The organism is Bacillus sp. UNC438CL73TsuS30 (assembly GCF_000482325.1).
Taxonomy (GTDB): Bacteria; Bacillota; Bacilli; order Bacillales; family Cytobacillaceae; genus Neobacillus.
In genome coordinates, this window is the sequence record NZ_AXVA01000026.1 from 42,703 (window position 1) to 64,979 (window position 22,277).

Sequence of the window (22,277 nt, forward strand, 5' to 3'; positions counted from 1 at the left end):
ATGTAGGGGGCAGACATGGATTTTAAGGCACCACCTGCTGTGATTGAAACCTTAAAGGAACTGGTTACATTGAGGAGGAATTAGGATGGATCACAGGAATAAATATGATTTCAAAGATTTTGTTGAGGATATGACCGATATGGTTGAACGGAGTCATAATGATAAAATTTGTGTTTTGGAAGCGGAAAGGTTAGTTGGTAAATTAATTCAATCCCATTCCTGGCTGCCTGCCGAGAAGAGAAGGCCAAGTGATGGGGGATACTCGCGGCATCCGTTGTATTGTGATCCAAAGGATCGTTTCGAAGTGATCGCGCTCGTCTGGAAGCCCGGCCAGAAGACCACGCTTCATGATCACGATGAAACATGGGGCGCAGAAGGGGTTGTAGCGGGTCAGATCAAAGTTACGAATTATATCCGATTAGAGGAATTATCAGGGGGAAAAATCGTTAAGTTGGAGCAGACGGATACCATCGTTGTAAACGAGCAGAATACAGGGACGCTATTGCCTCCAGCCGACTGTCATATTTTAGAGGGGGTGGGGGATTATCCCGCCATCACCATCCATGTTTATGGAAAGCAATTGAGGAAATTCCGGGAATTCACTCCGTTAGAAGAAGAAGAAGGGCTCTATCTGGCACAAGAAAAGTATGTGGAATACACCGCTGTATAGGCTGTGATCCGGATTGACTAGAATTTATTACCACGAGGAGGAGAGCCATGTTAAACCCGTTAGCTAAAGAATTAAATCATACGATAGAAAAAAATGTTGCACATGTTTATCAAATGTTATCTTCGCTTGGGAAGTCCCTGTATTTTCCAAGAGGAATTGTAAGTCAGAGTGGAGAGGCCCGTGAAAAGGCCCATACCTTTAATGCAACGATTGGGACTGCCACAAAAAAAGGAAGTCCCATGTACTTGGAGGCTTTACAAAGCAAACTAGCAGCGTTTGATCCAAAGGATTTATATCCTTATGCTCCTCCAACAGGAAAAATGGAGTTACGAACGATCTGGAAAGAAAAATTAATGAAGGAAAATCCCTCATTAGGCGAAAAGAAATTGGGTCTCCCTATTGTCACCAACGGTCTAACGCATGGATTAAGCATTGTGGCTGACTTATTTGTGGAAAAGGGGGATCCAATCATTCTGCCCAATTTGTTTTGGGATAATTATCACTTAACGTTTGATGTACGACACGGAAGCCAAACCATAACCTACCCTCTTTTTACAAGCACAGGTACGTTTCATGTAGAAGCGATGGAAGAAGCCATGATGCAATGCGGCAAGTCCAAGTTAATTTTAGTGATGAATTTCCCGAATAATCCAACAGGATACACTCCATATGAAGAAGAAGTGGCCAAGATTATTGAGGCGATTATAAGGGTAGCGAATTCAGGTATTGATCTCGTTGTGGTAGCCGATGATGCGTACTTTGGACAGTTTTATGAGGATTCAATAAAAGAATCGATTTTTTCACGGTTAGTTGGTGTTCATCCACGTGTACTTCCAATCAAGGTAGATGGCGCAACGAAAGAAGAATACGCATGGGGGTTTCGGGTTGGATTTCTGACCTTTGGCATTCAGAATCCGGAAGTTTTAGAAGCTTTAGAGGAAAAGACTTTGGCTTCGATTCGAAGCACGATTTCCTGTTGTCCGCACCCTTCGCAAACCTTTATTTTAGATGTTCTTCAGCATCCAAATTTTGAGGTCCAACGAAAGGACCATTTTCAAGTAATGAAATCGCGTTGGCAAAGAATTAAAGAGATTGTAAGCAGTAAAAAGTATATGGATGCATTTGAGGCCTATCCTTTTAATTCGGGTTATTTTGTCTGTCTCCGTATCAAGCAGGTGGATGCGGAGTCCCTTCGGAAATATTTAATTGATCAATATGGGGTAGGTACCATTTCGTTTGGACAGCAGAATCTCCGGATTGCTTTTTCAAGTGTTGAAGTAGAGGATTTACAACAACTTTTTGAATGTATTTATCAAGCCAGTAAGGAACTAGAGACGAATTTGGTCAAATTATAGATAAGAGATTACTATTTACTAAGTTTATAGATCATAAGGAGAAGGTAGAAATATGACTCGAAAAATTAACAAAGTGTTAGTGGCAAACCGAGGGGAAATTGCGATTCGTATCTTTCGTGCGTGCACAGAGCTAAGTATCCGGACTGTAGCCATTTATTCCAATGAAGATGCAGGATCTTTTCATCGCTATAAAGCGGATGAAGCGTATTTAATTGGAAAAGGGAAAAAGCCAATTGAAGCCTATTTAGACATTGAAGGAATCATTGAACTGGCCAAAACACATGAAGTAGATGCCATTCACCCAGGGTATGGGTTTTTGTCGGAAAATATTCAATTCGCCAAACGTTGTGAAGAAGAGGGTATCATCTTTATTGGTCCACAATCCAGACATCTTGATCAATTTGGTGATAAGGTGAAAGCTCGTTATCAAGCCCTCCAAGCTAATATTCCCGTGATCCCTGGGAGCGATGGTCCAATTTCAAGTCAGGATGAAGCAGAAACGTTCGGCCGAGACTTTGGTTATCCTCTTATGATTAAAGCCGCATTGGGTGGTGGCGGCCGTGGTATGCGTATTGTTCGAAGTGCGGATGAATTAAAAGAAGCTTATGAACGTGCTAAGTCTGAGGCAAAGACTGCGTTTGGGAATGATGAGGTTTATATCGAAAAATTTATTGAAAACCCTAAGCATATTGAAGTACAGATTTTGGGTGATCAAGACGGCAACATCGTTCATTTATATGAACGTGATTGTTCGATCCAGCGCCGACATCAAAAGGTAGTGGAAATCGCACCGAGTGTTACCTTATCGGAAAAATTGCGTAAACAAATTTGCGAGGCAGCTATTCGATTAATGGCAAACGTTGGCTATCAAAATGCCGGAACCGTAGAGTTCCTTGTGTCAGGAGAAGCGTTTTATTTCATTGAAGTGAATCCACGAGTTCAGGTGGAACATACGATTACTGAAATGATTACAGGAATTGATATTGTTCAGTCGCAAATTCTCATTGCAGATGGATATTCCTTACACAGTAAGGAAATGGGGATTCCTTTTCAGGATGACATACAAATCAATGGATTTGCGATTCAATCACGGGTGACGACAGAAGATCCACTCAACCATTTTATGCCGGACACAGGGAAAATTATGGCGTTCCGTTCAGGTGGCGGGTTTGGTGTTCGTTTGGATGCTGGAAATGGGTTTCAAGGGGCGGTCATCACTCCTTATTATGATTCCTTGCTCGTAAAAGTAACAACATGGGCAGATACGTTTGAGAAGGCGGCTTCTAAAATGCTGCGTAACCTTCGTGAATTTCGTATCCGTGGGATTAAAACGAACCTTCCTTATTTGGAGAATGTGGTCAAGCACGAAAAGTTTTTAAAGGGTGACTTTGACACGTCCTTTATTGATACGACACCAGAATTATTCCTATTCCCAAAAAGCAAGGACCGTGGGACAAAATTGCTGACGTATATCGGGAATGTCACAGTAAATGGGTTCCCTGGCATCGAGAAAAAGAAGAAGCCGGTATTTACAAAACCCTCCTTACCTAAGACCATCAACTCTGAACCGATTCGATTTGGTACGAAACAAATTTTGGATGCTAAGGGTGCTGATGGTGTCATCAAGTGGATTCAGGAACAAAAAGAAGTATTGTTAACCGACACGACCTTTCGTGATGCCCATCAATCTCTGCTGGCAACCAGGATACGGACCAATGATTTAGTGCGAATTGCAGAGCCAACGGCACGCTTAGCTCCTCACCTTTTTTCGGTAGAAATGTGGGGCGGTGCTACATTTGATGTATCGTATCGTTTTTTACATGAGGATCCATGGGACCGGTTATTCCAATTACGCAAGAAAATGCCCAATCTATTATTCCAAATGCTTCTTCGTTCTTCCAATGCTGTTGGTTATAAAAACTATCCTGACAATGTCATTAAAAAATTCGTTGAAGAATCAGCAAATGCCGGAATTGACGTGTTCCGAATTTTTGATAGTTTAAATTGGGTGAAAGGCATGTCATTAGCGATTGATACTGTAAGAGAAAGCGGTAAAATTGCCGAGGCAGCCATGTGTTATACAGGAGACATTTTAGATTCGACGAGAAGAAAGTATGATTTGGATTATTATAAACAGCTTGCGAAAGAGTTAGAAAAATCGGGGGCCCATATTTTAGGGATTAAAGATATGGCTGGATTATTAAAGCCGCAAGCGGCTTATGAGTTAATCTCGTCCCTAAAGGAAACGGTAGACATTCCGATTCATCTGCACAGCCATGATACAAGCGGCAACGGAATTTATATGTATGCGAAGGCCATCGAGGCGGGTGTGGATATTATCGATACAGCCATTAGTTCGATGGCGGGTTTAACCTCGCAGCCAAGTGCGAATTCGTTATTTTATGCGTTAGAGGGTCAGGAAAGGAAACCAAATATCGATATTCAGAGTCTTGAGAAGCTCTCCTATTATTGGGAAGATGTTCGTAAGTATTATCAACCTTTTGAAAGTGGAATGATCGCACCGCATACAGAGGTATATGTTCACGAAATGCCCGGAGGTCAATACAGCAACTTGCAGCAACAGGCCAAATCAGTGGGATTAGGGGATCGCTGGGATGAAGTAAAAGAGATGTATTCAAGGGTGAATCATTTATTTGGAGATCTCGTCAAAGTAACCCCTTCTTCCAAAGTCGTTGGTGATATGGCCCTATTTATGGTTCAAAACAATCTTACGGAGCAGGATGTTTACGAGCGCGGAGAAACAATCGATTTCCCGGATTCGGTGATTGAACTATTTGAAGGATCTTTAGGTCAGCCTTATGAAGGTTTCCCAAAAGAACTTCAACGCATTGTTCTGAAAGGGAAAGAGCCGATTACGGTTCGTCCCGGAGAACGACTAGAAGAGGTTGACTTTGAACAAATAGAAAAAACGCTTTTTTCTTCGCTGAACCGTCCTGTTACCAGTCAAGAAGCGATTGCTTATGCCTTATATCCAAAAGTATTTATCGATTATCAGAAGACCGTTGAACAATTTGGGAATATTTCCGTTTTAGACACACCTACTTTCTTATACGGAATGCGCCTTGGCGAAGAAATAGAAATTGAAATTGAAAAAGGGAAAACGTTGATTGTTAAGCTTGTCTCCATTGGTGAGGCTGGGCAGGATGGCATACGTACGGTGTATTTTGAGTTAAATGGTCAATCCCGTGAAGTCATGATTAAAGATGAGGGTATTAAGACCACTATCCTTTCTAGACAGAAAGCTGATTTAACGAATTTAAACCATCTGGGAGCTACTATGCCGGGTACGATTATCAAAGTATTGGTGCAAAAGGGAGAAACGGTCTCAAAAGGTGATCATCTCATCATTACCGAAGCGATGAAGATGGAGACCACCATTCAAGCACCATTCGACGGAATCATAAGAGATATTTATGTGAAAAGTGGGGAAGCCATTCAACAAGGGGATTTGCTTATTGAGGTAAGCCAATAAATCCTTTCCAGAAAGCATAAATCGCCCATAGGGACGGTCAGCCGTCCCTGTGGCATTAGAGTTTTGCATTCTTTAGCGTTTTTAGTTCCTTTAACCTTTCTTGGATGAACTCAATTTGATCTTCGGTAATTATAAAATCGGTAAGACGGTCCTCAAAATGCGCAATTCGTTCATCTAACTCCTCTATTGTAATGCTATCAGGATTCCTCATAAACCTACCACTCCTTATATTTTCATGAAAAATATGGTCATTTTATTAATCATTTTTCGACCGCGAATAAACTATTTAAATAGTACTATAAATTTCATATATAAAAAATTGATAAAATTCCAAAAAATTCGACATTACCGCTAATCGTGTCGAAAACTAAAATGATAAAATATAGGTGTTTACGGATGTTATCACTTACAATTAAAGGTAAATGAACAAGAGCCTAGATACATATATGTACCTAAAAGCTGTAAGTATGAAGAAAATCCCATTATTTTAAGGAGAAGAAAATATGGAAAAAAAGAAGATTCTCTTAGCCTTACAGGGCGGAGGGGCGCATGGAGCGTTTACTTGGGGAGTACTCGATCGATTGCTTGAAGAAGAAAACTTAGAAATTGCGGCTGTATCTGGGACGAGTGCGGGGGCGGTTAACGCAACCGTATTGGCCTATGGATTGACGATTGGAAACAGGCAAACAGCGCGCGAGATGCTTAACTTATTTTGGCGTAAAAACGCAGAAGCAGGAATGTTTTCTCCGATTCAACCGACATGGTTCGATCGGATGGTGAGTCCTGGAAATATGGATTTCAATCCGCTCTATCAAACATGGGGAATCATTACTTCGTTCCTCTCCCCTTATCAGCTCAATCCATTCGATTTTAACCCGCTTAAGAATACACTGAATGAAATGATTGATTTTGAGAAGGTCCGTAACAATCAGAAAATAAAGCTTTTCTTATCTGCTACGAATGTGAGGACCTCACAAGTTAAAGTGTTTGATACCGATGAAATTACCGTCGATACCGTCCTAGCCTCAGCGTGCTTGCCGCAAGTCTTTAAAGCGGTTGAAATCGACGGAGAGCATTATTGGGACGGTGGTTATGTAGGGAATCCTGCTCTTTACCCTCTGTTATGGGACCATGATTGTAATGATTTAATGGTTGTTCAAATTAACCCGACCAATTTCCCCAAGCTGCCAACAACGGCTCATGATATTGTTGACCGTGCAACCGACATCGGTTTTAATGCTAGTTTAATGCGTGAAATACGTTTCATCAATGGGTTAAATCGACTTGTTGATCATGGATTTGATTACGATGGTGAATTGGAGAAAGTATATATTCATTTTATTAATACAGGTGAAGGGTTGAACCATTTAAATGGTTCAAGCAAATTGAATGTTTCGTGGGATTATCTCACTTACTTGCGTGATTTCGGCCGAAAAAATGCGGATTCATGGATCAAGGAAAATTACGATAAGATTGGCGTCGAGTCAACATTTGATGTTGAAAAGTTTTTTGGTTCGGACTCCCCTGAGGCCCAAACTTTCATCCTTCCCGGCAGGAAAAAAGCCCGACCGTTTGATTGCTTTTTCCAATAAGTGGACCATTGGGACGGTTCTGATGGCATTTTTGAACCAAGAGAACCATCCCTGTGGCTTTAACCTAAAGAAAGCGGCACCCTAATATTTACAGTCGTGCCCAGATTTTCGATACTTTCAAAGGTCATCGTTCCTTTATGCTGTCTGATAATCCTCATACATAGCATTAAACCTAATCCCGTTCCTTTTTCTTTGTTACTATAGAAGGGTTCGCCTAATCTCTTGATCCGTTCTTCGCTGATTCCCACTCCGTTATCACGAACCTGAATCAGAAGATTTTCTCCGTTCTCGAGCCGAACGGTGATGGTGATCATCCCTCTTCTGTTGCAATCTAAAGCTTCAATACTATTTTTACAAAGATTAAGTAAGACTTGTTTGATTTGATTGGCATCACACATGATGGAAGGGAGTTCCGGTACCATTTCGGTGAAAAATTGGATCCCTTTCAGATGGAATTCCGATTCTAGTAAGGTTTCTACTTCTTTTATCAAGGTAGAGATATTTACTTGTTTAAGCTGAATTTCCTGCGGTTTGGCAAGGGAAAGAAATTCCTTGATTATATCCTCGATTCGATTAAATTCTGAAAGAATCACGTTATAGTATTCTTCCTTTAATGGCCCCTGTTGGAATAGTTGAATAAACCCTTTTATCGAGGTAAGCGGATTTCTTATTTCGTGTGCGACTCCCGCAGCTAACTCCCCAACTAAAGATAACTTCTCTGAATTCCATAGGAGTTCTTCTGCTTTTCTTTTCTCTGTAATATCTTTTCCGACGACCATGATATGCTCGACGTTACCATTCTCAACCATTACGGGGGTTCCTGTTAATTCAAATAATCTCCATTCGCCATTGGCATGTAAAAGCCTAGCCTCCGTCTTGGAAATGGATTGGGTCTTGATCACTTCATCAAATTGCCTTTGGATCATGGGAGAATCTTCGCGATGAACCAGTTGAAGGGTATTGTTCCCTTCAAAAAACTCCGGAGAATACCCTAATACAGTTGCATGAGAGGGTGATGCATAGATCCCGTTTCCGTTCAGATCAAATAAAATAAGTAAATCCGACATGTTTTCGGCAATCAACCGATAGTTCTTTTCACTTTCCAGCAGTGCTCTTTCTGTATTCTTTCGATCCGTAATATCGATACAGGAAGCAATTACTTCCATCACTTCTCCGCCGCGTTTAATCGGGCTTAACACAGCAAGATAGGAAACGCCATTTACCTCTGTTTCATAGGTAACGCGTTCTTCTCCATTCCAGGCCCGCTCATAATACATTTCCTTTTCTTTCGCAATCTCTTCCGGAAAAAACTCGATTAATTGTTTCCCTACGACATGGTTAGGAATAAGGCCTAAACGATACAATAATTCACCGTCACATAAGGTGTGAATAAATTGGCCGTTTATTTTTTTATATTTAAAAATCATTCCTTGTTGTAAACGGATCGTTTCATTTAATTCTTTTTTGGCTTGACGCACTAATTCTTCGGACCACTTCCGTTCATTGATATCTTGAGAAATTCCGCAATCTTTCACTACTTTTTCAAGTTCAGTAAGGGAACCCTCTAATTCCTGTGCGGATAATGGTTTCGTAAAGAGGAACCCTTGTCCTTCATCACAGAGATGCTGCTGTAAAAAGATTAGTTGTTCTTTTGTTTCAATTCCTTCCGCGACCACACTTAAATTTAAGTTATGCGCCATGGAAATGATGGTTTTTACAATCGTTTCGTCATTCGGGTTGTTTTGCAGACTACGAACAAACGATTGATCAATCTTTAAGGTATTCACCGGAAACTTTTGCAAATAATTCAATGAACTAAAGCCAGTTCCAAAGTCATCAATACTAATATGGACCCCAAGCTTCTTTAGTTTGTGTAAGGTGTTAATCGTACGTTCGATATTCGCCGTCATGCTCTCGGTAATTTCTAACTCTAAATATTTTGGCTCCAGCTTCGTTTCGAGTAGAATCTTCGCAACGGTTTCTTCTAAATTGGACTGGGTAAACTGCTTTGCTGATAGATTAACAGATACCGTTGTTACGAATCCTGTTTGCTGCCATTCTTTATTTTGTTTACATGCGGTATAGAGTGCCCACTCGCCAATCGGAATAATTAACCCCGTTTCTTCAGCAACCGGAATAAAGGTATTCGGCGCGACCATCCCAAGTTCTGGATGGTTCCAACGGATTAATGCCTCAACCCCAACGATTTTCCCTGTTTTTAAACTGATCTTCGGTTGATAGTAAAGGAGTAACTCCTCCTGTTGGATTGCTTTATGCAGGTACATTTCTAATTTCAACGGATTTATATCCGTTTCGCGGTTATTCAGGGAATAAAATTTAAAATTATTTTTTCCATCCTTTTTGGCTTGGTACATCGCAAAATCAGCATGGTTGATTAGGCTTTCCACTGTCTCGCCATCTTCTGGGAATAAGCTGATTCCGATGCTGGGACTCGTAAAAATATCGTAATTTTGAATTTTAAAGGGCGAAGCTAGAGCATCTAGTATTCTTCTACTAACTTTTGCTGCCACTTCTCGATCCGCGTTATATAAAAGGACAATAAATTCATCGCCGCCCTGTCTAAAAACGATATCCTTATCCTTTACTGTTGACTTTACACGCGCAGCTACTGCTTTTAATAATTGGTCCCCTGTATGATGACCAAGGGTATCATTGATCATTTTGAATCGATCTAGGTCCATAAATAATACAGCAATATTTTGTTTCTTTTCTGCGGCTAGGTTCAAATCATTTGGAAGCGTTGAGTTTAACTTATTTCGATTTGGCAGGCCTGTTAAGTAATCATGAAAGGCCATATGTTTATAGTTTTTTTCTATTTGTACTTGATTGGTAATATCCTGTGAGATTCCAAAAATACCATTGATTTGTCCCTCTACGATAATGGGGACGAAGGTAACTTGTAAATGAATCTTTGATCCGTTCTTATGAAGGATCGTCGTACGAAAGTTTTGTGGTTCTCCTTTTATACATTGGTCAAAGTGGTGCAGAGCTTGTTCGCGTTGTTCCAAAATGATCAGGTCTCTTATTTTCATCGGCCGTAATAGTTCTTCTTTCCGAAACCCTATAAGTTTTTCACAAACAGAATTGAAGTGGGAGAAGGTTCCATCTAAATCAAGGGAGAAGACCATGCTGGTATTATGTTGAAAAAGCGATTGGTAATGTTGATTGTAAAGTTCTAATTGTTCAATCATGTCTTTGGCCATCACATAAACTCCTAAACGTAATATTTGAAGATCTAAGTTTAGTGGGTTGAGATTCTATATTTAATAATTATAAACGTTTTTTCGAAAAATAGATTCTGGTTTCTGTTAAAAAATAGTAGGGGAGAGGTGGAAGATAAAGTAAATATGTTGGATCCGTTGATTATCTTTTAAAAAGAGACCTAATTTAATAGAAATACATGGATGTTTAGTAGTTTTAATAGAGAGTGGAAGATAAAAGGTGGGAAGTGGAAGATAAAAGTGCAAAAATGGAAGATAAATTATTAAAACTGGAAGGTAAAGTGGCAAAACTGGTGGATAACGTTAAAATGCGTTGGTTCCTTGGATCCTGCAGAGTAGGATTTCACTGAAAATGGTAATTATCTTTTGAAAAGAGACCTATTTTGAGAGAAATACATGGGGGTTTAGTAGTTTTAATAGAGAGTGGAAGATAAAAGGTGCGAAGTGGAAGATAAAAGTGCAAAAATGGAAGCTAAATTGTTAAAACTGGAAGGAAAAGTGGGAAAACTGGTGGGTACCGTTAAAATGCGTTGATTCCTTGGATCCTGCGGAGTAGGATTTTACTGAAAATGGTGATTATCTTTTGAAAAGAGACCTATTTTGAGAGAAATACATGGGGGTTTAGTAGTTTTAATAGAGAGTGGAAGATAAAAGGAGGGAAGTGGAGGATAAAAGTGAAAAACTGGCTGATAAAGTTAAATACATCAGGAACATGAACGTGCATTCCTAAATTAAAGCTAAACAGAACACCTGTTTTGTTGTAGAATGAAGACAATGGTGTTTTTAGAAAAATTTAGTTAGAGGTGGATTTTCGATTGAATGGAACAGCACATGCAGCAATTGGGGCAGCGACAGGTTTTGTTGTTGCCAACACTATACAGGCCTCCCCTTCTACGACTCTATTTTTAATAGGATTGGGTGGGGTTTCGGGATTAGTCCCCGACCTTGACATTGATGGGAAACTTCGTGAAAAAATTACCTTATCCCATCAGGTGATCCAACTGGTGGCACAGTTGATTGGAATTTTGATGATCCTTTATAGCTTTTTTGAGGGGGCAGGGAGAGAAAAATGGTTGGGGATTGGGATTGGCTTGGTGATGATGGTGGTATCGACGAAGATCAAGCAAAAGCATATGTTGACCCTTACCGGAATCGGTGTACTAGCGGGTGGATTCTCTTTAAAGGAAATGTGGTTGATTCTACTGGGGATATATATTTTAATTGCGTCCTTTGTTCCACATCGCAGCTATACCCATTCGATATTGGGAGTGATTTTCTTCGGGGTGATTGCTTCAAAGTTAGAAGCGTCACTCGGAATGGACGGTGTCTTTTATACATGCATTCTAGGATACATTAGTCATCTGGTTGCTGATTTGAAAATATTGCCATGTAACAAGCGGGGCGTTAAGTTGTTTTTACCTATTTCATCGATGGAACTATAGATTGTAATTTACCTTGAAAATAACTCCTTTCCCACACATCTTTCAAACCTGTTGCATTAAATGTTATTGGCACCCATGAAGAATGCCAAAAAGTGGTCAACTTAAAGTATTAATAAAAAGGGGAAAAGACAGTGGGGAGTAGAGACAAACATAAAGGTAACCAAGACAATCGTATTCCCAGTAGTAAAGAAAAAAATAAAGATAAACACCAAGAAGGCGTTGAGTATGCCTATCCTAGCAGTAAAGAACAATATAAAGCTAAACACCAAGAAGTTATTGAGCGAGCCTATCGCATTCCGATATTCTTAAGTACGACCACACATTTAAATGACAATCAAAGCATGTTTCTAAACCGTCTCATATTAGATATTGAGAATGCTTTGCTTTTTCCGCGTACCTTACCATTAAGTGAAAGTTATCCTGAATCCATTTTAACGGATATTCGCCGGTTGGTTTCATCAAGTTATGGAATGTTGACCATGAACTTTCGTCGATTTCTCGTTGAGGTCGTTGAAACGAATGAAGGACCATCCCCATCGACCCCTCCGTTCTGGGAAGGATCCGTATATTCACAAGTAGAACCTTCTATGGCTTTCCAATTTGGTCTGCCTATATTATTAGTAAGGGAAGATAATACGGACGCCAATAATGGAATTTGGTCAGGCGGCATTGCCCCGCTCAACACCTTTATTGTTTGGGATTCTGAAAATCAAACGGTTGATGAATTCTTTAATACCATTGAATGGAGAGAAGCCTTTGCCAATTGGAGTGCAGAGGTAAGAAATGCTTATTATATTCAGACAGAGCCTAAGTTCAAGTACAGATGCGATCGATAAACTGGTATTTTATTAAGTTGAAAATATATGATTTTAACATGCAAAATAAGCATCGATTTCGATGCTTATTTTATTGTTTTCAGATTTCCTTTTCAAATCTGCTTTTCCTGTTGGAGTTGTAAGGGAAAGCCTTTCCGATGTATTTTATTAATAGTAAAGGAATTAATTTTATTATGTAGAAGATTACAAGGGAGGGGGAACGCAGATGGGAAAACATTATGATGTGATTATTGTTGGAGCAGGGTCTATGGGAATGGCTGCGGGATATTATTTATCCAAGCTGGGCATCAAAACCTTGCTTCTAGACCAAAACAATCCACCGCATGATCAGGGAAGCCATCATGGGGAAACAAGGATTATCCGCCATGCGTATGGGGAAGGGAAACAGTATGTTCCCCTCGTATTACGAGCACAGGAATTATGGGAACAGCTTCAGGCGGAATCGAATAAACGATTATTTCTCCAAACCGGGGTGCTAGGTGTTGGAGCACCAGGCTCCCCTTTTATAAAAGGAGCGATCCATAGCGGCAAGGAGTATTCTTTGCCTTTTGAGGTCTTATCTAGTGAGGAGATGACGTATCGATGGCCGGGTATTTCCTTCCCAGAAGGGTTTACCGGATGCTTTGAAACGAGGTCAGGCGTTCTGTACAGTGAACAATGCATACAGGCTTTTCGAGACTTGGGTCTGGAAAATGGTATGACCTTACTTCCGTTTACAAAGGCTGAAAAGATTGAAGTTCATTCTAGCGGAGCAACCATTGCAACGGCAAATGACACCTATCATTCAGATTTTGTGGTTGTAAGTGCAGGTGCATGGTCGGGGAAATTGTTAAGGGAGTTAGGATTGGATCTCTCGCTTCAGCCCACCAGGAAAACCGTTTCATGGTCGGAATGTGACCGGCAATTATATGATTCTAGCATATTTCCCGCCTTTACAGTTGATTTACTGAATGCCCATTATTATGGGTTTCCGAGTATTGGTGGAAGTGGAGTGAAAATCGGCCGCCATGATGGGGGAGTACCGGTGGACCCGGATGAAACAGTAAGCCCGTATGGAGCGGATGATGAACAGGAGATGCGTACCTTTTTAGAGAAATACATGCCGGGAGCTAATGGCCCTTTGGTAAAAGGAAGTACCTGTTTTTATACGTTAACGCCGGATGAAGATTTTATTTTGGATCAGCATCCTCAGTACCCTCATCTGTTTATTGCTGCTGGGTTTTCGGGGCATGGATTTAAGTTTTCAAGTGTGATTGGTGAAGTCATCAGCCAGGTTGTTACAAAGGGGAAAGCGGATTACGATTTGAGTAGATTTTCAATAAGGTGATAATGTCCATGGGGACGGTTCTGTCGGCTTTTTTTGTCAGAGAGATGAAAAAATAGACCAAGAGAACTGTCTCTGTGGACCTCTTCAGAGAACCATCGGAACCGCCCCTATGGTATTCAGAACGATATGCTTTAAGTCTTCCCGCATAAGGGATGTTTCTATTATTGCTAATTAAGATTCAACTGCGAAAGTTGAGTTATTATAAAATAATTAACTAGAGCTGTCCAAGTTCATTTTGGGGCTATAGAGAATGTTCTAATAGCTCGTCTTCTGTCCAACTCCTCTTCATGTCTGTCTCTCCCTATATATGTAATATTTCTACCTTAGGTAAAGATAAACAATAAAAAAAAGTCTTATTCGGCCTATAATTCAAGTATTAAATATCTACTTTGCGGTCTATGACAGCAACCCTGTGATCAAGCCTAGATGAAAAAATGGAATTTTTGTATTATAGGTACACAGAGCTAAGTAAGAATGAAAGGGTGTGTTCCGAGTGAAGAATACTGTATTGTTAGTCATGGACGATATAGAGGTTATCGAACTTATTAGAGATATCATTGCAGAATATGACTTTCCCTTTGTGCTTGACGTTTGCAACAGCAAAGATTATTTGGAAATGAGGCTGTCCTTCGATACCTATCCCTCTGTTACCGTGATTGATTTTGATTGCTTTTTGAAAGATGAGAAACAGCAAATATTGGACCACTTAAAGTACAGTCAGTCCGAATCAAGAATTGTGATTGTAAAAGATCAGTACCGTGACGAGGAAATGAGAAGTTATTTTAAAAACGGAGCGATTGACTGCTTGAAAAAACCGCTGCACAAGGAAATGGTTTGTTGCCTGTTCCATGAATGTAAAAGGCAATGGCAACGTAGAGGGACTGAAACAAAGGGCGACATCGAAGGGTTTATGTCTTCGCTTAGGATTAGTTTGGCATACGATCTTTTATACGGCAATATCAGACAGTCAAAAGAAATTTGGGATAAAAGCAAGTTGGTAGGGTTGACTTCTTTGCCCAATACGGTAATGGTGATTCAAATTGACAACTTTATTGGGCTCACTAAAGACAAAAATAAGCAATGGCAGAACTCCATACGCAATGACATCATTATTTCTATTCGGAATTTTCTGATCACTAAGTTAGATGAAATGCTGGTCATCGGTACGGCCATTGACAAGTTTGCGGTTTTGTTATCCATTCCTGTACAAAAAAGGGAAACTGAATACAAGGAATTTGCTAAAAGCCATGCGGAAAATCTAAAAGCATACATTAAAGAGAACATGGGCTATACTTTGACCATCGGAATCGGAAATTATTACGAAGATGCGCGAAATGTGTCTATTTCCTATCAGGAAGCGCTATACGCGCAAAAATATAAATTTTTTTCTGGTAATGACTCGGTAATTCACATTAATGATGTAAAACCTTTTTCCAATGACGTAGTACTGCTGCCCAATGTGGATGTGATGTCGATTACAAGCAAACTGACAATGGGTGATTTTATCGGTGTAAAACAAAGCATTGAAGATCTGCTGCGGACTTGGCTAGACCAGAAGAACATCGAACCTGAGGCATTTCGATTACGGATTCTAGAATTACTGACGACATTTGTACGAGCAGCAGTCAATGCAGGAGCTGAAACGAAAGAGATTTTTTCCATGAATCTTCAATATGCGACACAATTGAATACCATCGAAAGTTTGGCGGAGATGAAAAAATGGTTCGAGGAGGTGGTTGACCGCTTTCTAGAGCAGGTTTGGGTGAATCACAACGAGCATACTCTCCGGTCTGTTCAACAAGCAATACAATACATTGAGAGGTTTGCTTTCAAACCGATTACATTAGAACAGGTATCTAATCATGTACATTTGAGTCCCAATTATTTCAGCAGTATTTTTAAAAGTACAACTGGCAGCTCCTTTGTAGAATATATTACGCAGCTGCGAATGGAAAAAGCGAAAGCGATGCTCCAGGATCTGAACTATACAGTGTATCACATTGCTCATGAAGTAGGTTATGGTAATCCACGTTATTTTTGCCGAGTGTTCAAGATGTATGTAGGCAAAACACCGAGCCAATATCGGAATTCAATGGTTCAATCACATTTGAATTCTTGTAATTAATCTCACAATAACCATCATGCAAACGCATATATCTTTCCTGTTCGATCTTTAGAAAAAGGTCGTAGGAGCGATATATGCGTTTTTTAACAAAGGAAAAAAATCAGAAGAAAGGGGAGCATATCGTACAATTATGACCTTACTAGATCAAAGTAATCGGTGGTAAAGTTATTACAAGAATTAAAACATTCTTACAGTGTTAAAGTCATTAAAAGAATTAGAGCATTCTTGTAAAAAAATTAAATTCATAGGAGGAGTTACGATGAAACACGATGAGTTTTGGAACGAATTCAACGCAATAAAAAAGGAATTAATGGAGGTTGCTCAAGAAAGTGCCGAGAAATTCTGGGCAAGAGAAGACCTGACACGTGATGAAGTGATAAAATCACTTATTCCCCGAGATTGGTTAGAAATAGCCTACGTCTTTTTCCTTGGAACGCAGTTGAACAAGTATTGGCACAAATTTGACCGTGGGCTAGTTACCGCAATGTGCAAACATATGTGGGACGAAGCACGCCACTACGAACTGATAAGCCGAATTATTGAGAAGTATGGCTACACGGTGCCGACCGCGCCACCTGAGCAGAACAAGGGCTGGGACAATCTTCACTGGGAGGCATTGGAAAAGGATTTTGTCTGTGCTGTTGCCGTCTGGAATGTTTCCGAGACCTCAACAGTTTTGACAATGGATCTCATGATAGACGGATGCCGCCGGATTGGCTTGGATGATTTGGCACGAGTCTACGAACAAATCAAAAAGGACGAAGAATTCCACACCAAGCTAGGAGAAACGATTGTGCAAAAGTACTGTACAACGGATGAATTGCGTGCTAATGCGATCTGGGGAGCGCGCAAGCTGCGTGAAAACATGATTCGTTATTGGCAAGGGGTTTTCACCACACCAGCGGTATCATAGAAATCATGAAGAAAAGGGAGACGATAATGATGGAACTGACTCCGAGTATAGACAGCAATCAGGGGCAAGTGATTTTGGATGTTAACAGCAGGGTTACCCTGCAAGATCTAGTTCGCGTTGCAAGGGGATTTGCAACCGTTTCAGCAGAGCACGGAGTTGTTGAGAAGATTGAAAAGGCCCGCCAAGTCGTAGACCACTTCATTAATGAGAGTGCTCCCCCCATTTATGGATTAACAACCGGGCTCGGTTCGCTCAAAAAGGTTCGAGTATCTAATGAACTCCTACTCGATTATAACCAGGCAGTTATTATGGATCATGCGGTTGCCGTTGGTCCGGAAGCGCCACTTGATGTGGTAAGAGGGACAATGTTTGCCCGATTGGCTGCGCTTGCAACTGGTGGATCGGGAGTAACGCCAGAAACGTTTCTTGGATTGTTGGCGCTTTTAAATTCAGGGGTAATTCCCGTCGTTCGTATGCTTGGCTCGGTAGGAGAAGCAGATTTGGCCCCCTTGGCGGATATTGGAACGGTTTTGATTGGAAAAGGTGAGGCTTGGTACAAAGGGACAAGGATGCAGGGGGATTTGGCCTTGTCCAAGGCTGGTATTGAGCGCCTCACTCTTCAGCCAAAGGACGGGTTGATTCTAGTTGGCGCTAACAGCTTTTCAGCAGCGGTAGCCGGTATAGCACTTTGGGATATCCAGCGTGATGCACAATGGTCAGAGGTTGCTGCTACTCTGTCATGGGCAGCGTTTCGGGCAAACAGTAGCACATTAAATGTAGACATTATCCGGCAACGCGGTCCGGAAGCTGTAAATGTGGGACAACGTCTGCTGGCTATGCTACACGAAACTAAATATCAACCTCAGAGCATACAGGATCCGCTCTCTTTCAGATGTATTCCGCAGGTTCACGGAGCACTTGCCGGTGCCATAGCCCGGACTGAGACGGCCGTTCTAGCTGAATTGACTCATTCTCTGGATAATCCAATGGTAGATGTGTCGGCTAATCACCTCTTCTCAAACGGAAACTTTGATCCGACAGAGATGGTATTGCATTGTGATAGCTTGCGGAATGCACTCTATCGAATCATTGTGATGTTGGAGCGACGGGCAGGAAAGCTACTCTCCTCCCATTTCTCTGGGCTTCCAACCGGATTAACATCTGCTGAAGGATATTCCGGGCTTGATATCCTGCCTTATACATTGATTTCGCTAACGGGCGAGGCAACACGCTTGGCACAGGTGGCAGCTGTTCAAAGCGGAATGGCTGCAGAGGGAATTGATGACATTGGCTCCTCAGCAGCACAATCCGCCATCAACCTGCGGAAGCTGGAAAGCATCTGGCGCACGATGATAGCGATTGAAATGGTAGTTGCTGTACGCGCACTTCAGCTCGCTGATGTGAAACCCGGTCCTTTTATACAGCAAATTAAAGATACCTTGGAAGCGGTAATAGATGGCAAGGAAACGCCGGCAGAAAAGGTACGGGCGATTGAACACTTTATACAGTCAAATGACTGTTTTCAGGTTGGCCATTTGCAATAAATAAAAGAAGAACTTAGGCTAATCCCAAATTTTGATAGCTTAGAGAGATTCAGATTTCCACATTTTTATTAAACAAGCCTTAAAGCAATTAATCCATTTGTTTTTTCTGTAGTACATTGGTCAAAATTGGAAAGGAACTGATTAAAAATGGGTAAAATGACGTTAGAGCTTGCAAAAAAATTGATTGAAAGCTCGGAAACTGAAGCGAAAAAGATTGGTGTCTCAATGGTTATAGCAATTGTGGATGAAGGTGGGAACTTTGTTGCCTGCCACCGGATGGATGATGCTTGGCTCGCCAGTATTGAAATTGCCCAAAATAAAGCGTGGACATCCGTAGCTCTCAAAACGGCAACCTCAAATTTAGCTGATGCAACTGTTCCTCAAGCCGAGCTGTATGGGCTGAATACGACAAATCAAGGCCGTCTTGTCGTGTTTGGAGGAGGAATTCCACTTGTCAAAGATGGGAAGGTTATTGGAGCGGTTGGCGTAAGCGGAAGCTCAGTTCCCCATGATATACAGGTTGCAGAGGCGGCAGTTGCTACGTTTGAAACAATTTAAGTAAGTCTACTTGCATTGATGCCAGCATCTTAATAGAATAGTGTCAGTTAGAGTAGACAACTCTCTTTAACTGGCGCTATATTATTTTATAAAAATTTTAATAGGCATGAATTGAATGACTGAACCTAGGTGTATCACAAGGGTTACTTGTTAACTGCAAATAGGGGATTTGATGATGAAGAAAAAATTAATCGTGGAGTTTATTGGTACTTATTTTCTTATTTTCGCAGGTACGGGAGCCGTTGTTATTGACGAATTGACCAAAAGCCTCACCCATGTAGGAATTGCATTAACGTTTGGTTTGGTTGTTATGGCACTCATCTATACATTCGGGCACATCTCTGGTGCTCACATTAATCCCGCAGTTACACTCGGCTTTTTGGTCAATGGGGATATTCAAATACTAGATGCGGTGTTCTATATTATTACTCAATTACTTGGCGGGATAATTGCAAGTGCAACTTTACTATTGCTATTTGGAAATGTTGCACATCTTGGGGCAACGCTTCCTCTTTATACTTGGCAACAATCTTTTGTTTTGGAATTCATACTTACTTTTGTATTTATGATGGTAATTTTCTGCTCTGCTGTTCATGGAAAAGCAGAAAAATCTTTTGCTGGTGTAGCAATTGGGGGAACAGTTGGACTGGAAGTTATGTTTGCAGGTCCGATCAGTGGTGCTTCCATGAATCCTGCCCGCTCTTTTGGTCCTGCTGTTGTATCTGGAACCCTGGAACATTTATGGATCTACATTGTAGCTACTATATTAGGGGCTATTGTAGCAGCTTTCGTTTATAAAATGGTTCATGAATAAAAGAGTTTACTAAACCTGATGGGGTAGTACAAAGATTTTTGACAAAACATATGTTAATCCATATTACGGAAATGAAAAGTTGGTTTTTGATTTTCTGTACTCTAAGGAAGATTCGCTTTCATTTTTAATAAATCTTCTCTTTTAAAATATTTATTTCTTTAATATTGGTAGCGTCAGGAAAATGCGGAATTACAACGTTAAGCAGTATTATAATTTTGAACAAGCCATATTGGATAGTGAAAGTACCTATATAAACTAGATTAAGATATTATCTCGTTAGAAGTTTACCTTAATGGGACGCTTCTTGATTAACTGGCATTATTACGAAAATAAAACCAAATGAGATATTGAGATTTGACTGTTATAAGTAATCTGAAAAATCACACTTTTGCTTTAAAAAGGAATAAGTTTAGTAAAATAGTAGGAAGCAGGAATAAACGTGATAGTGGCATTAGTAGACGTTGATGTGGATGCTCGTATCCACCAGTTAAAATCATTACTAGAAAAAACAGTTCAATCCCATCATTTCAATTTTCAACATCCTAACGTGTTAGAGATCAGTCAACAACTGGACATTCGCATTATCGATTTCATGAAAAAATCATTAAAATTAAAACAGTCCCAAACAGAAATATCTATCCCTGAATAAAAGGGATAGATATGAGGCAACTAGGGGGGTACTACCAACAAAACGCTGAAAACAAATTTGCTTGTCGAATTTTGTTTAGCGTATGTTTTTCCGTGAAATGTTGGTGAGACTCCTAGAGTCAAATGGATTTAAAAATAGATATAATTGATTTATCACCACACTAATTGATTAATTAATTACTAATCAATTGGAAACGCTTTAATATATGGCTATTAGGTGAGGATTTGTTTAATTTATTTATTTTTTTTGGTTTAAATATCTGAAAATTCAAAAAAAGAGGGGAATTTCCGGTGAACGAACAAACCTATAAAATGGATGACGCTCCGCTAAATAAGTTTCATATTAGGATTACAGCACTGACCTTTGGTTCTAATTTTTCTGATGGATATGCTCTTGGGATCATTGGGATGGCCCTTAGTCTCCTTAGTCCACAAATGCATCTTGGTCCATTGTGGAATGGATTAATTGGAAGCTCAGCCTTAATTGGATTATTCTTTGGAAGCCTTTTGCTTGGCGGACTTTCTGATAAAATTGGCAGACAGAAAATCTTCTTATCCAATTTTGTCATTATTACAGTAGCATCTGCTTTACAATTTTTTGTAAATGATCCAGTCACGCTTTTCATCCTGCGGATCTTAATCGGTATTGCTCTTGGTGGGGATTATGCAGTGGGTTCTACTTTACTTGCGGAATTTGCACCGAGAAAGTACAGAGGCGTTCTATTATCATCCTTAAATGTTTTATGGACAGTTGGTTATGTCCTTTCCAATGTTGTTGGATATTATCTTGGAAAGATGGGACCTGACTCTTGGCGCTGGATGCTTGTTAGTGCAGTGGTTCCTGCTGTAATTGTTTTAGTTATGCGTATTGGAACTCCTGAATCTCCAAGATGGCTTGTGAAAATGGGGAGAAAAGAAGAGGCAAGAGAAATCGTTAGAAAATATCTTGGTCCTAATGCAGTAATGGAGGAGAATATTTTGCAAGATGCAGCCACTCATTATGGGTTCAAGGATCTTTTCAACAAACAGCTTTGGAAACGCACTGCTTTTGGAGGTCTATTCTATGTATGTCAGGTCGTTCCTTACTTTGCTATTTATACTTTCCTCCCAACTATATTGGAAAAAATGGGCTTTGAAGAAACCTTTACGGTTGATATGCTATTAAATCTATTCCTTCTTGTTGGGGCAATCGCCGGATTATGGTGTACAGAAAAGCTCTCACGCCGCGGTTTTACCATTTATAGCTTTATTATCCTGACCGTTTCCTTATTTGTTCTAAGTCTCCTGCCAGCAGGATCGCACGGTTTTGCGATCATGGTGTTTGTCATCTTCACCTTTGTTATGTCTGCAGCTTCAAATCTAACAATCGTCTATCCGGCAGAATTATTCCCAACTGAAATTCGTGGAACTGGCGTTGGGGTAGTTACAGCGATAAGCCGTATCGGTTCAGCAATTGGAACATTCTTTTTGCCGATTAGTGTAAGCTCCTTTGGAATGACAACATCAATGATTGCAATGACAATTATCTTATTGATTGGAACGGTTGTCTCGATTGCATGGGCACCAGAAACTAAATCACTTGGCTTGAATGAAGCGAGTGATCCAAATCTAAACGTTGCTATTAACATAAATGGAGAGGGGAACAGTGTTGAAGCAGGAAGATAACATTCATTTCTTGGTCATACCAGAACATGTAGGGAGTAAGTAAGGAATGATTA

16 protein-coding genes are annotated in these 22,277 nt (G+C 40.4%); 14 read left to right on the forward strand and 2 right to left on the reverse strand.

The window, feature by feature from the left end; translation table 11 throughout:
• Positions 1-85 precede the first annotated feature (85 nt).
• Genes M028_RS0110455 through pyc form a run of 3 tightly spaced genes read left to right on the forward strand, consistent with a single transcriptional unit; the run spans position 86 to position 5,518 of the window.
• On the forward strand, positions 86-670 hold the full coding sequence (locus M028_RS0110455) for a cysteine dioxygenase family protein (protein WP_035424060.1): 585 nt from the start codon (positions 86-88) through the stop codon (positions 668-670).
• A 47-nt stretch (positions 671-717) separates the two neighbouring features.
• Positions 718-2,025, forward strand: coding sequence for an aminotransferase class I/II-fold pyridoxal phosphate-dependent enzyme (locus tag M028_RS0110460; RefSeq protein ID WP_026573877.1), 1,308 nt, complete (start codon positions 718-720; stop codon positions 2,023-2,025).
• A 52-nt stretch (positions 2,026-2,077) separates the two neighbouring features.
• Entirely contained in the window at positions 2,078-5,518 is a 3,441-nt protein-coding gene (gene pyc / locus M028_RS0110465) for a pyruvate carboxylase (RefSeq protein ID WP_026573878.1), read from the forward strand.
• Positions 5,519-5,573: 55 nt separating this feature from the next.
• Here pyc and M028_RS32725 read toward each other — a convergent pair whose 3' ends face one another.
• A complete protein-coding gene (locus tag M028_RS32725; RefSeq protein ID WP_155925541.1) occupies positions 5,574-5,729 on the reverse strand; it encodes a hypothetical protein in 156 nt (51 codons plus the stop codon).
• Positions 5,730-6,021: 292 nt separating this feature from the next.
• Here M028_RS32725 and M028_RS29770 point away from each other — a divergent pair, with 292 nt between their 5' ends.
• Positions 6,022-7,110: a patatin-like phospholipase family protein gene (locus M028_RS29770; protein ID WP_081810711.1), complete on the forward strand. Its 1,089-nt coding sequence runs from the start codon at positions 6,022-6,024 to the stop codon at positions 7,108-7,110.
• 59 nt (positions 7,111-7,169) lie between these two features.
• Here M028_RS29770 and M028_RS31470 read toward each other — a convergent pair whose 3' ends face one another.
• The gene (locus M028_RS31470) at positions 7,170-10,334 is read right to left on the reverse strand and encodes an EAL domain-containing protein (RefSeq protein WP_051590998.1); all 3,165 of its coding nucleotides are present in this window, start codon (positions 10,332-10,334) and stop codon (positions 7,170-7,172) included.
• An 833-nt stretch (positions 10,335-11,167) separates the two neighbouring features.
• On the opposite strand from M028_RS31470, the gene M028_RS0110495 reads away from it, so the two are divergent.
• The 10 genes from M028_RS0110495 (at position 11,168) to M028_RS29785 (ending at position 22,224) form a co-directional block, all read left to right on the forward strand.
• A complete protein-coding gene (locus M028_RS0110495; RefSeq protein ID WP_026573879.1) occupies positions 11,168-11,794 on the forward strand; it encodes a metal-dependent hydrolase in 627 nt (208 codons plus the stop codon).
• A gap of 131 nt (positions 11,795-11,925) precedes the next feature.
• A complete protein-coding gene (locus M028_RS0110500; RefSeq protein WP_231510796.1) occupies positions 11,926-12,630 on the forward strand; it encodes a hypothetical protein in 705 nt (234 codons plus the stop codon).
• A 205-nt stretch (positions 12,631-12,835) separates the two neighbouring features.
• Positions 12,836-13,957 (forward strand): N-methyl-L-tryptophan oxidase, encoded by a 1,122-nt coding sequence (gene solA / locus M028_RS0110505; protein WP_026573881.1) that lies wholly within the window; start codon positions 12,836-12,838, stop codon positions 13,955-13,957.
• A gap of 493 nt (positions 13,958-14,450) precedes the next feature.
• Entirely contained in the window at positions 14,451-16,082 is a 1,632-nt protein-coding gene (locus tag M028_RS0110510; RefSeq protein ID WP_026573882.1) for a helix-turn-helix domain-containing protein, read from the forward strand.
• 259 nt (positions 16,083-16,341) lie between these two features.
• The gene (locus tag M028_RS0110515; protein WP_026573883.1) at positions 16,342-16,995 is read left to right on the forward strand and encodes a hypothetical protein; all 654 of its coding nucleotides are present in this window, start codon (positions 16,342-16,344) and stop codon (positions 16,993-16,995) included.
• Positions 16,996-17,021: 26 nt separating this feature from the next.
• Complete coding sequence (locus M028_RS29780; RefSeq protein WP_051590999.1) at positions 17,022-18,539, forward strand: aromatic amino acid ammonia-lyase; 1,518 nt, start codon at positions 17,022-17,024, stop codon at positions 18,537-18,539.
• Positions 18,540-18,686: 147 nt separating this feature from the next.
• Positions 18,687-19,097, forward strand: coding sequence for a GlcG/HbpS family heme-binding protein (locus M028_RS0110525; protein ID WP_026573884.1), 411 nt, complete (start codon positions 18,687-18,689; stop codon positions 19,095-19,097).
• A gap of 175 nt (positions 19,098-19,272) precedes the next feature.
• Positions 19,273-19,911 carry an MIP/aquaporin family protein gene (locus tag M028_RS0110530; protein ID WP_026573885.1) on the forward strand — a complete coding sequence of 213 codons (639 nt, stop codon included), beginning with the start codon at positions 19,273-19,275 and terminating at the stop codon, positions 19,909-19,911.
• Between the two features lie 439 nt (positions 19,912-20,350).
• A complete protein-coding gene (locus M028_RS0110535) occupies positions 20,351-20,560 on the forward strand; it encodes an aspartyl-phosphate phosphatase Spo0E family protein (RefSeq protein ID WP_026573886.1) in 210 nt (69 codons plus the stop codon).
• Between the two features lie 290 nt (positions 20,561-20,850).
• Positions 20,851-22,224, forward strand: coding sequence for an MFS transporter (locus tag M028_RS29785; protein WP_231510797.1), 1,374 nt, complete (start codon positions 20,851-20,853; stop codon positions 22,222-22,224).
• The last annotated feature ends 53 nt before the right edge of the window (positions 22,225-22,277 follow it).